Genomic DNA, 12,141 nt, shown 5'->3' with positions numbered 1-12,141 from the left:
TGAGTGTCTTTAAAAAGGACGCGATTCTAGCAGGCCCGAGCGCTCAAGGCTAAACCGAAGGGCGGATTAACGAGAGGTCGAACAATTTGCCGCTCAAATAATCGTCAATGCAATGCAGGGTCAGCTCACTGCGCCAGCGCTCGCGTTGTGCTAGCAGCTCGTCGCGGGTCAGCCAGAGCGGGCTGATGATGCCGGTGTCCAGTGTGTACTCGGGGTGGTGTTTGACGGCCTTGCCGGCAAAGCAGACGCGCTGGTAGGTCACGCCGTTACTGGGGGCGGTATACAGGTAAATACCGACGACGCCAGTGAGCTCAACGTCATAGCCTGTTTCTTCAAGGGTTTCGCGGATAGCCGCGTCGATCAGGCTTTCATTCGGGTCCAGATGGCCGGCCGGCTGGTTGAGGACTGCGCGGTCGCGTTTGAGCTCTTCAACCATTAGAAAGCGACCATTGTCTTCGACGACTGTTGCGACGGTGATGTGGGGTTTCCATTCCATTGAGTTGATCTCGGTTTCTTGGGGAGGATTGTGTTCGATGCTACATAAAATTGGTGCCAAGCCCAAAACTGTAGCCGCTGCCGAAGGCTGCGATCGGTTGCGAAGCAACCGTAAAGACCAGCAACACGGCGCCGCCTGACTCTACGTCGGCTTCGCCGTCGATCGCAGCCTTCGGCAGCGGCTACAGGGTTAAGGTGGCCCAAAAACACAAACCCCGGCGTCGTGGGCCGGGGTTTGTGGTGTTACGTGTTGCTCTTACACAGACGCGATGATCGCGTTCAGTGTGGCGCTAGGGCGCATTACTTGGCTGACTTTGTCGGCATCAGCGTGGTAGTAACCACCGATGTCTACAGGTTTGCCCTGCACAGCGTTGAGTTCGGCAACAATTTTTGCCTCGTTCTCAGCCATGGCTTTTGCCACAGGGGCAAATTGGGCTTGCAGCTCTTTGTCTTCAGTCTGAGCTGCCAAGGCTTGTGCCCAGTACAGCGCCAGGTAGAAGTGGCTACCGCGGTTGTCGATGTTGCCGACTTTGCGCGATGGCGATTTATTGTTGTCCAGGAACTGACCGGTAGCCTGATCCAGAGTTTTGGCCAACACCAACGCTTTCGGGTTGTTGTAGGTGGTGCCCAAGTGCTCAAGGGAGGCTGCCAGCGCCAGGAATTCACCCAGCGAGTCCCAGCGCAGGAAGTTTTCTTCCAGCAGCTGTTGAACGTGTTTCGGAGCAGAACCGCCTGCGCCGGTTTCGAACAGACCGCCACCATTCATCAGCGGTACGATCGACAGCATTTTCGCGCTGGTGCCCAGTTCCATGATCGGGAACAGGTCGGTCAGGTAGTCACGCAGTACGTTGCCGGTCACCGAGATGGTGTCCAGGCCTTTACGGGTGCGCTCCAGAGTGAACTTCATAGCATCAACAGGCGCCATGATGCGAATGTCCAGACCGCTGGTGTCGTGATCCTTCAGGTAGGTTTCAACCTTCTTGATCATCAGGGCGTCGTGGCTACGCTTAGGGTCGAGCCAGAACACGGCAGGCGTGTTGCTGGCGCGAGCGCGGTTAACGGCCAGCTTGACCCAGTCGCGGATCGGCGCGTCTTTGGCCTGGCACATGCGCCAGATATCGCCTTCAGCGACCTTTTGCTCCATCAGCACATTGCCGTTGCTGTCGGTCACGCGCACAACACCGTCCGTCTTGATCTGGAAGGTTTTGTCGTGGGAGCCGTACTCTTCGGCTTTCTGTGCCATCAGGCCAACGTTTGGCACGCTGCCCATGGTGGTCGGATCGAAGGCGCCGTTTTGCTTGCAGTCTTCGATGGTTGCCTGATAGATGGTCGCGTAGCAGCGATCCGGGATCACAGCCTTGGTGTCGTGCAACTGACCGTCAGTGCCCCACATTTTGCCCGAGTCGCGGATCATCGCTGGCATCGATGCGTCGACGATAACGTCGCTTGGCACGTGCAGGTTGGTGATGCCTTTGTCGGAGTTAACCATGGCCAGCGCAGGACGGTTGGCGTACACGGCTTCGATGTCAGCTTCGATTTCGGCTTGCTTGTCGGCTGGCAGCGCCTTGATGCGTGCGTACAGGTCGCCAATGCCGTTGTTCAGGTTGAAGCCGATTTCTTTCAGGACATCAGCGTGTTTTTCCAGCGCGTCCTTGTAGAACTCGGCCACGATCTGACCAAACATGATCGGGTCGGACACCTTCATCATGGTGGCTTTCAAGTGCACCGAGAACAGCACGCCTTGTTTCTTGGCGTCTTCGATTTCGGTCGCGACGAACTCGCGCAGGGCTTTTTTGCTCATGACCGAGCAATCGATGATCTCGCCGGCTTGTACGGCGGTTTTTTCTTTCAGGACGGTGGTGGTGCCGTCTTGAGCGATCAGTTCGATTTTAACGGTGTCTGGGGCTTCGATCAGGGCGGCTTTTTCGCTGCCGTAGAAGTCGCCTTCGCTCATGTGAGCGACGTGGGACTTGGAGTCTGCTTTCCAGGCGCCCATTTTGTGCGGGTGCTTGCGAGCATAGTTTTTGACCGACAGCGGAGCGCGGCGGTCAGAGTTGCCTTCGCGCAGTACCGGGTTTACGGCGCTGCCCATGACCTTGCTGTAACGCGCTTTGATTTCTTTCTCGGCGTCAGTGGTCACGGTTTCCGGGTAGTCCGGAATCTCAAAGCCCTGCGCTTGCAGTTCTTTAATGGCGGCCTGCAATTGCGGGACCGAGGCGCTGATGTTAGGCAGCTTAATGATGTTGGCTTCAGGCGTAACGGCCAGCGCGCCCAGTTCGGCGAGGTGGTCGGGTACAGCCTTGGCACCCAATTGCTCGGGGAAGCTGGCGAGGATTCGACCGGCCAGAGAGATGTCACGCGTTTCGACATCAATGTCGGCGGTGGCCGTAAACGCTTCAATGATAGGCAGCAGTGAGTAGGTGGCGAGCGCCGGAGCTTCGTCGGTGAAGGTATAGATGATCTTCGAACGGTTGGGCATTTCGGATTAACTCTCTTCTTTGCTGAGCGTGCTCAGATACTCGAGATGCGCAGGGTAGGCGCTTTCGTTCACAGTGAACAATGAGCCGAAAGTCGAGGTTCTTCGCGGTGATGTGAATGCATCAGTAGAGCGTCAAGCGGTCGAACCGGGGTAACGGCTCAGCCTTTCTAGGCCTGAAAGACTCAATTCAATACGTGTTGCTCGGTGACTCGATGGTCACCGGCGCAGTATACATAGGTCGCTCAGGTTGCTGCGAGGGGTCTGGTGAATCGCGGATCATCAATTGGTCTAAGAGCGCGCCTTCTTTTGCTTTTGGCTCAGTGTTTGCGGTTGTTGCAGCGTGTCAGGCTTGCTTGTGGCCAGGTCTTCCTTTTCCGGATCTAAACCGTTGGCTGGAGGTCGCTCAGGGCTCAGGGTCAACGCTCAGACCTAAAAAAACCGCCAGATCGAAGGCTCGATAGGGCGGTTTTTCAAATTTGTAGAAGTGGGGCTTATCTTCTCGCCTGCTGGTCAGACCGTAAGGGTGAGTTCCTCGGCTTCAGTCGCGGTCAGCGGCGTAATGGCCTTTGCATCAGTAATTGCGACGGCGTGCAGCCCTTTGGGGCCTTGGATAATTTCAAAGCTCACCGGCTGGCCCGCCTTGAGCGTCTTGTAGCCGTCCATATTGATGGCCGAAAAATGAGCAAAAAAATCGATCGCGTTTCCGTGTTCATCGAGGCCTTCCTTGGCTTGCGTATTAATGAAGCCGAAGCCCTTGGCGTTGTTGAACCACTTGACCTTGCCTTGCATACTCATATCCCTCTGCTGCAAACGACTCCATCACTGGAGTATCATCCAGTTCATCCGCACAAAAAACCAGCAAATGTGGTTGACTGCGCGGGTCTTTACTACCCACTGTGGGCCCTATTGGTTGTAACACCGTTTTACCGATAGTCAAGGTCACGCGGCAGGCGCAGTTGAAATTTAATGTGCTTGCCTCCATCTCTGTAATCGATCAATGACGAACCTTTCATTCCATGCATGCATTTAGCCAGATTCGACTAACATTCAATCAGGACCAGCCCGGTTTTGATGACGACGATGCCGCTGGCTTGGCTGTGCAAGAGGCTAAGCCTGCGCTTCAGGTGCCGCCTATGTACAAGGTGGTTTTGTTCAACGATGACTACACACCCATGGATTTCGTTGTCGAGATACTTGAGGTGTTTTTTAACTTGAATCGCGAATTGGCGACCAAGGTCATGCTGGCCGTTCATACAGAAGGACGGGCTGTGTGTGGTATCTATACCCGCGACATTGCCGAGACCAAGGCAGCGCAGGTAAATCAGTACGCACGCGAAAGCCAGCATCCGCTACTCTGTGAAATCGAGAAGGACGGTTAACGCCGACCACTTGGGTATGAGGTGAAGCCATGTTAAATCGCGAGCTCGAAGTCACCCTCAATCTTGCCTTTAAGGAAGCCCGCTCCAAACGTCATGAATTCATGACGGTTGAGCACCTCCTTCTAGCGCTACTGGATAACGAGGCGGCCGCCACCGTTCTACGCGCCTGTGGCGCAAATCTCGACAAACTCAAGCATGATCTGCAAGAGTTTATTGATTCCACCACCCCTTTGATCCCTGTTCACGATGAAGACCGTGAAACCCAGCCAACACTGGGCTTTCAGCGTGTACTACAGCGTGCTGTTTTCCATGTGCAAAGCTCCGGCAAGCGTGAAGTGACCGGTGCCAACGTACTGGTTGCGATTTTCAGCGAGCAGGAAAGCCAGGCAGTATTTCTGCTTAAACAGCAGAGCGTTGCCCGCATCGATGTGGTCAACTTTATTGCCCATGGCATTTCTAAAGTGCCAGGCCAGGGTGATCACTCTGACGGTGAGCATGAAATGCAGGATGAGGAAGGGGGTGAATCGTCTTCTTCCAGCAATCCATTGGATGCCTATGCCAGCAACCTGAACGAGCTGGCGCGTCAGGGCCGTATTGACCCGCTGGTCGGGCGTGAAATGGAAGTTGAGCGGGTTGCTCAAATCCTTGCGCGTCGGCGCAAAAACAATCCGCTGCTGGTCGGTGAAGCAGGCGTGGGTAAAACCGCAATTGCTGAAGGGCTGGCCAAGCGCATCGTTGACAATCAAGTGCCTGACCTGCTGGCTAACAGCATTGTCTACTCGCTTGACCTGGGCGCCTTGCTGGCGGGTACCAAGTACCGTGGAGATTTCGAGAAGCGCTTCAAGGCGCTGCTCGGCGAACTGAAAAAACGCCCTCAGGCGATTTTGTTCATCGATGAAATTCACACCATTATCGGCGCAGGTGCTGCGTCGGGCGGTGTGATGGATGCGTCGAACCTGCTCAAGCCACTGTTGTCTTCGGGTGACATACGCTGCATTGGTTCGACAACGTTCCAGGAATTTCGCGGTATTTTTGAAAAAGACCGTGCCTTGGCCCGTCGTTTCCAGAAAGTGGATGTGTCCGAGCCTTCTGTTGAAGACACTATCGGCATTCTGCGGGGCCTCAAGGGGCGTTTCGAGCAGCATCACAATATCGAGTACAGTGATGAAGCCTTGCGGGCCGCTGCTGAGCTGGCGTCGCGCTATATCAATGATCGGCATATGCCGGACAAGGCCATTGATGTCATTGACGAGGCGGGTGCTTATCAGCGCTTGCAGCCGGTTGAAAAACGCGTCAAACGCATCGATGTGCAGCAAGTCGAAGATATCGTTGCAAAAATTGCACGTATTCCGCCTAAGCACGTGTCCAGTTCTGACAAAGAACTGCTGCGTAACCTTGAGCGTGACTTGAAGATGACCGTGTTTGGTCAGGATGCGGCCATTGATTCGCTGTCGACGGCCATCAAGCTGTCGCGGGCCGGGTTGAAGTCACCTGACAAGCCTGTGGGCTCGTTCCTGTTTGCCGGTCCAACCGGTGTCGGTAAAACCGAAGCAGCGCGTCAGTTGGCCAAGGCGCTGGGTGTTGAGCTTCTGCGTTTCGACATGTCGGAATACATGGAGCGTCACACCGTTTCACGTCTTATCGGTGCTCCTCCGGGCTATGTTGGCTTCGACCAGGGTGGCTTGTTGACTGAGGCCATCAGCAAACAGCCGCATTGTGTGTTGTTGCTGGATGAAATCGAGAAGGCGCATCCCGAAGTCTTTAACCTGCTGTTGCAGGTGATGGACCACGGCACCTTGACCGATAACAACGGGCGCAAGGCTGATTTCCGTAATGTCATCGTTATCATGACCACCAATGCGGGGGCTGAAACGGCATCGCGGGCTTCGATCGGCTTTACGGTTCAAGACCATGCAACCGATGCGATGGAAGCCATCAAGAAGAGTTTCACGCCCGAGTTCCGCAATCGTCTGGACACTATCATCCAGTTTGGTCGCCTCAGCCATGAGGTTATCAAGCACGTGGTAGACAAGTTCCTTACCGAGCTGCAGGCGCAACTGGACGACAAGCATGTTCAGTTGGTGGTCACAGACGCCGCACGTGGCTGGTTGGCCGCAGGTGGTTACGATGTGCAGATGGGTGCTCGACCAATGGCGCGTTTGATTCAAGACAAGATCAAGCGTCCGCTGGCTGAAGAGATTCTCTTTGGTGAGCTGGCTGATCATGGCGGCGTCGTTAACATCGACCTGGTCGATGGTGAGCTGACGTTCGAATTTGAAACGGATGTTGAGATGGCTTGAGTTAGCTCTGAAGAAAAAAAAGCGCCGAAAGGCGCTTTTTTTGATCTGCAAACCCTCACCCTAGCCCTCTCCCAGAGGGAGAGGGGACTGATTAAGTCGATTTCAGGTTCGGTGATTTGCTTTCAGGCTGCAGAAAAAACCCAGATTTCTCACGGTCTGCTCCCTCTCCCTCTGGGAGGGGGTTGGGGTGAGGGAGCTCTTGATCTTCAGTCCATAAATCGCAGACACACAAAAACGCCCGGCAGAACCGGGCGTTTTGTATTGACTTGATTAACGAGCGCGGTGACTGATTGAGTCGATTTCAGGTTCGGTGATTTGCTTTCAGGCTGCAGAAAAAACCCAGATTGCTCACGGTCTGCTCCCTCTCCCTCTGGGAGAGGGTTGGGGTGAGGGAGCTCTTGATCTTCAGCCCATAAATCGCAGGCACACAAAAACGCCCAGCAGAACCGGACGTTTTGTATTGACTTGATTAACGAGCGCGGTGACTGATTGAGTCGATTTCAGGTTCGGTGATTTGCTTTCGGGCTGCAGAAAAACCAATATTTCTCACGGTCTGCTCCCTCTCTCTCTGGGAGAGGGTTGGGGTGAGGGAGCTCTTGATCTTCAGTCCATAAATCGCAGACACACAAAAACGCCCGGCAGAACCAGGCGTTTTGTATTGACTTGATTAACGAGAGTGGTGACTGATTGAGTCGATTTCAGATTCACTGATTTGCTTTCGGGCTGCAGAACAACCCAGATTGCTCACGGTCTGCTCCCTCTCCCTCTGGGAGAGGGTTGGGGTGAGGGAGCTCTTGATCTTCAGCCCATAAATCGCAGACACACAAAAACGCCCGGCAGAACCGGGCGTTTTGTATTGACTTGATTAACGAGCGCGGTAAGTGATGCGCCCTTTGCTCAAGTCATAGGGCGTCAGCTCGACGCGCACTTTGTCGCCGGTAAGAATACGAATGTAGTTCTTGCGCATCTTGCCGGAAATATGCGCGGTTACGACGTGCCCATTTTCCAACTCCACACGAAACATGGTGTTGGGCAGGGTGTCGACGACAGTGCCTTCCATTTCGAAGCTGTCTTCTTTCGACATGCAGTAAAGCCCTCGGTGTCCAATGAATGGCCCGGTGCAACTGCGCCAGGCAAAAGCGGCGTGCATTGTGCCCGAAAAATGGGGTTTAAGCCAAGGGTTCAGTTAACACTGCTCCATCTCTGATTAATCAGCAGCTCAATCGGGCGGTATTCTGTCTTGTAATTCATCTTTTTACAGTTCTTGATCCAGTACCCAAGGTAGAGGTTATCAAGCCCCATGCGCCGGGTTTCTGCGATCTGCCAGAGAATCCCGTAACGACCCAGGCTGCGGCGTTCTTCCTCGGGTTCGTAGAAGGTGTACACAGCCGATAACCCGTTAGGCAGCACATCCGTTACCGCAACAGCCAACAAGCGTCCATCGAGGCGGAACTCATAAAACGTCGAGAACGGCAGGTCGCGCACCAGAAAAGTCGAAAACTGATCGCGGCTGGGTGGGTACATATCGCCATCGGCATGTCGCTGTTCGATATAGCGCCGATAAAGATCGAAGTTTTCTTCGCTGAAGCACGGCTTGACCGCCGTGACCTGCAAGTCGGCGTTGCGTTTGAGGATGCGCTTTTGCTGACGGTTGGGTACAAATTGGGCCACTGGAATGCGCGCAGCCTTACAGGCGTCGCACTTCAGGCAATGGGGCCGATAAAGGTGGTCGCCGCTGCGTCGAAAGCCCATTTCGGACAAATCGGCGTAGACCTGCACATCCATTGGCTGGCTGGGGTCGAGAAACAGCGTCGTGGCCTGTTCTTCGGGCAGGTAGCTGCAAACGTGAGGTTGAGTGGCATAAAACTTCAAGCGCGCCAGCTCGGTCATGATGGGCCCTCGGGAAATCTTTGAGTTAAGTGTAAGACAGTGCGCAAAAATCGTCTGTAAAACGCCCGGTATCTTGTAGTGCTTATGGGTTGAGGTCCCACTGTGCCGTTGTAGGCTGGTCCAGATGGTCGCGCAAGTAGTCTGCAAATTGCTGCCGCGGGATGGACCGTGCACCCAGGCTTTCCAAGTGGCGAGTCGCCATCTGGCAGTCAATCAGCACAAAACCCCATGCCTGAAGGTGTTTTACCAGCGTGGCAAAACCAAATTTTGAGGCGTTGTCTGCACGACTGAACATGGACTCGCCAAAAAAAAGCTGGCCCATGGCCAAGCCATAGAGGCCACCAACCAGTTCACCGTTGTCCCATACTTCCACAGAGTGCGCATGGCCGCGGGCATGGAGTTCGGTGTAGGCAATTTGCATGTCGTCGGTAATCCATGTGCCGTCTGCGTCGCGGCGCGGGGCAGCGCAGGCTTGGATGACTGCCTCAAAATCGCGATCAAAGCTCACCTGATAGCGTTGCTGGCGCATAAGCTTGGCCAGGCTGCGCGACACATGCAGTTCTTCAGGGAGCAGCACGGTGCGTGGATCCGGCGACCACCAGAGAATAGGTTGGCCTTCGGAAAACCACGGGAAACAGCCATGACGGTACGCCTGCACCAAGCGATCTGCTGACAGGTCTCCGCCTGCGGCAAGAAGCCCGTTGGGCTCGCGCATGGCCTTGGTCAGCGGCGGGAATGTAAGGGTGTCGCGTTTTAACCAGGTCAACATGATGATTAGTCTTGGGCAGGTGGGGGAGGAGGGCGCCTGCAACTCTACTGCGCCAATGCGGTCTCAATCGGTCTGCCGATTAGAGCCAGTTGCTGTTTTGCAGTGCTATAAGTCTTTGTCACAAAAGATAATGCATGCTCAAATCAGCACTTAACAGGCATTTACGGCGTTCATGGGCCCGGCGCATGCGTCGGCGTGGCAACAGCGGCTTAAACCCGTACAATGGCTCGCCTGTTTGAGCGGATCTAAACTGCATGCGTACCCGCGCTGGCAACGCTGGTTGATCGTACAAAGCGGCACGCAGCGCGAGTCCAGTGTCCGGTATTAACGAGTTATCTGCTCGACACGCGTAGTAACTTGCAGTCAATTTAGTCAATTAATAGTTGGGCGCGCCACAGGCGCAGGAAAAGACCCGTTTTGAAGAAATCCACAGCAGCACCCAAAGTTGTTCCTCTCTGGCGTCAGCAATTGCACTACCGGCTCAAGGAAGGTGCACTGATCGCTATTGGCGCCCTCTGCCTGTTCATGATCATGGCCTTGCTGACCTACGCCAAGGATGATCCTGGCTGGAGCCACAACAGCCGTATCGTTGATGTGCAGAACTTCGGCGGGCCTGCGGGTTCCTACAGCGCTGACATCCTGTTCATGGTGCTCGGTTACTTCGCCTACATATTCCCGCTGTTGTTGGCAATCAAGGCTTATCAGATCTTCCGCGAACGGCATCAGCCTTGGCAGTGGAGCGGTCTGCTGTTTTCGTGGCGACTTGTCGGGTTGCTGTTCCTGGTGCTCTCCGGTGCGGCACTGGCGCATATTCATTTTCACTCAGCATCGGGCCTGCCGGCGGGTGCTGGGGGGGCGCTGGGCGAAAGCCTGGGCGATCTGGCCAAAAATGCTTTGAATATCCAGGGCAGCACCCTATTGCTGATTGCCCTGTTCCTGTTCGGGTTGACGGTGTTTACCGACCTCTCATGGTTTAAGGTCATGGACATGACCGGCAAAATCACCCTCGACCTGTTTGAACTCATCCAGGGTGCGGCCAATCGCTGGTGGTCAGACCGCAACGAGCGCAAGCAACTGGTCGCTCAATTGCGTGAAGTCGACACCCGCGTCAATGAAGTGGTAGCCCCCAGCGTTTCCGATAAGCGTGAACAGGCCAAGGCCAAAGAGCGTTTGATCGAGCGCGAACAGGCACTGACCAAACACATGTCCGAGCGCGAAAAGCACGTGCCCGCGGTGATCACGCCGGTACCGACCAAAGCGCCTGAACCCAGCAAGCGCGTGCAGAAAGAGAAGCAAGCGCCTTTGTTTGTTGACAGCGCGGTGGAAGGCACATTGCCACCCATTTCCATTCTGGATCCGGCTGAGAAAAAACAACTCAACTACTCGCCAGAATCCTTGGCGGCCGTGGGCCATTTGCTTGAAATCAAGCTCAAGGAGTTCGGGGTTGAAGTCTCCGTTGACTCGATCCATCCCGGCCCGGTGATTACCCGCTACGAAATTCAGCCCGCAGCCGGGGTCAAGGTCAGCCGTATTGCCAACCTGGCCAAAGACCTGGCGCGCTCGCTCGCTGTGACCAGTGTGCGGGTGGTTGAAGTAATTCCGGGCAAAACCACGGTCGGTATCGAGATCCCTAACGAAGACCGTCAGATCGTACGATTCAGTGAAGTGCTGTCCACGCCTGAGTTCGACAACGCGAAATCCCCAGTAACACTGGCTTTGGGCCATGACATCGGTGGCAAGCCGGTGATCACCGACCTCGCCAAAATGCCGCACTTGCTGGTGGCCGGTACAACGGGTTCCGGTAAGTCGGTCGGTGTCAACGCCATGATCTTGTCGATCCTCTTCAAGTCTGGTCCTGAAGACGCCAAGCTGATCATGATCGACCCGAAAATGCTTGAGCTGTCGATCTACGAAGGCATCCCGCACCTGCTATGCCCGGTAGTGACCGACATGAAAGATGCCGCCAATGCCCTGCGCTGGAGCGTTGCCGAGATGGAGCGCCGCTACAAGCTGATGGCCAAGATGGGCGTGCGTAACTTGGCCGGCTTCAACCAGAAGATCAAAGATGCCGAGGCAGCGGGCGAACCGCTGACCGATCCGCTGTACAAGCGTGAAAGCATTCACGACGAAGCGCCCCTGCTGACCAAGTTGCCGACCATTGTGGTGGTCGTTGACGAATTTGCCGACATGATGATGATCGTCGGCAAGAAAGTTGAAGAGCTGATCGCCCGTATTGCCCAGAAGGCGCGGGCGGCGGGTATCCACTTGATTCTCGCGACCCAGCGCCCGTCGGTGGACGTGATCACCGGTCTGATCAAGGCCAACATTCCGACCCGTATGGCGTTTCAGGTGTCGAGCAAGATCGATTCGCGCACCATCATCGATCAAGGCGGCGCTGAGCAGCTGTTGGGGCACGGTGACATGCTCTATATGCCGCCGGGCACCAGCCTGCCGATTCGGGTGCATGGTGCATTTGTGTCTGACGAAGAAGTGCACCGCGTGGTTGAGGCATGGAAGCTACGCGGCAGCCCGGACTATAACGACGACATTCTTAACGGCGTTGAAGAGGCCGGCAGTGGCTTTGAAGGTGGCAGCGGCGAAGGCAGCGAAGACAGCGAGACCGACGCGCTGTATGACGAAGCTGTCCAGTTTGTACTGGAAAGCCGTCGCGCCTCCATCTCTGCCGTGCAGCGCAAACTTAAGATTGGCTATAACCGCGCCGCCCGTATGATCGAGTCCATGGAAATGGCCGGTGTGGTTACTGCAATGAACACTAATGGCTCGCGCGAAGTGCTGGCGCCAGCTCCGATGCGCGATTGATCTGCTCGC

The 12,141-nt window shown here is 55.3% G+C and carries 9 protein-coding genes; 3 read left to right on the top strand and 6 right to left on the bottom strand.

The window, feature by feature from the left end:
- Positions 1–49 precede the first annotated feature (49 nt).
- From ACI7MX_RS12230 to ACI7MX_RS12220, 3 genes are all read right to left on the bottom strand, one after another.
- Positions 50–496: an NUDIX hydrolase gene (locus ACI7MX_RS12230; protein ID WP_405587634.1), complete on the bottom strand. Its 447-nt coding sequence runs from the start codon at positions 494–496 to the stop codon at positions 50–52.
- 255 nt (positions 497–751) lie between these two features.
- Positions 752–2,974 carry an NADP-dependent isocitrate dehydrogenase gene (locus tag ACI7MX_RS12225; RefSeq protein WP_405587631.1) on the bottom strand — a complete coding sequence of 741 codons (2,223 nt, stop codon included), beginning with the start codon at positions 2,972–2,974 and terminating at the stop codon, positions 752–754.
- A gap of 510 nt (positions 2,975–3,484) precedes the next feature.
- Complete coding sequence (locus ACI7MX_RS12220) at positions 3,485–3,763, bottom strand: cold shock domain-containing protein (protein WP_405587628.1); 279 nt, start codon at positions 3,761–3,763, stop codon at positions 3,485–3,487.
- 227 nt (positions 3,764–3,990) lie between these two features.
- Between ACI7MX_RS12220 and clpS the strand changes: the two genes are divergently transcribed.
- Both clpS and clpA read left to right on the top strand, forming a co-directional pair.
- On the top strand, positions 3,991–4,353 hold the full coding sequence (clpS, locus tag ACI7MX_RS12215) for an ATP-dependent Clp protease adapter ClpS (protein WP_122784569.1): 363 nt from the start codon (positions 3,991–3,993) through the stop codon (positions 4,351–4,353).
- Positions 4,354–4,382: 29 nt separating this feature from the next.
- Positions 4,383–6,653: an ATP-dependent Clp protease ATP-binding subunit ClpA gene (gene clpA / locus ACI7MX_RS12210; protein ID WP_405587624.1), complete on the top strand. Its 2,271-nt coding sequence runs from the start codon at positions 4,383–4,385 to the stop codon at positions 6,651–6,653.
- A gap of 865 nt (positions 6,654–7,518) precedes the next feature.
- Here the strand turns inward: clpA and infA are convergent.
- The 3 genes from infA to aat form a co-directional block, all read right to left on the bottom strand.
- Positions 7,519–7,737: a translation initiation factor IF-1 gene (infA, locus tag ACI7MX_RS12205; RefSeq protein ID WP_002553999.1), complete on the bottom strand. Its 219-nt coding sequence runs from the start codon at positions 7,735–7,737 to the stop codon at positions 7,519–7,521.
- Between the two features lie 98 nt (positions 7,738–7,835).
- Positions 7,836–8,543: an arginyltransferase gene (locus tag ACI7MX_RS12200; protein WP_405587613.1), complete on the bottom strand. Its 708-nt coding sequence runs from the start codon at positions 8,541–8,543 to the stop codon at positions 7,836–7,838.
- Between the two features lie 82 nt (positions 8,544–8,625).
- Complete coding sequence (aat, locus tag ACI7MX_RS12195; protein ID WP_405587610.1) at positions 8,626–9,312, bottom strand: leucyl/phenylalanyl-tRNA--protein transferase; 687 nt, start codon at positions 9,310–9,312, stop codon at positions 8,626–8,628.
- A 417-nt stretch (positions 9,313–9,729) separates the two neighbouring features.
- On the opposite strand from aat, the gene ACI7MX_RS12190 reads away from it, so the two are divergent.
- Positions 9,730–12,132, top strand: a complete 2,403-nt coding sequence (locus ACI7MX_RS12190; RefSeq protein ID WP_314488078.1) for a DNA translocase FtsK 4TM domain-containing protein — start codon at positions 9,730–9,732, stop codon at positions 12,130–12,132.
- Positions 12,133–12,141: the final 9 nt, after the last annotated feature.

Source organism: Pseudomonas sp. 2024-210 (assembly GCF_045062345.1).
GTDB lineage: Bacteria > Pseudomonadota > Gammaproteobacteria > Pseudomonadales > Pseudomonadaceae > Aquipseudomonas.
Note: the sequence above shows the minus strand (reverse complement) of the source record. Positions and strands in the feature narration are given on the sequence as shown.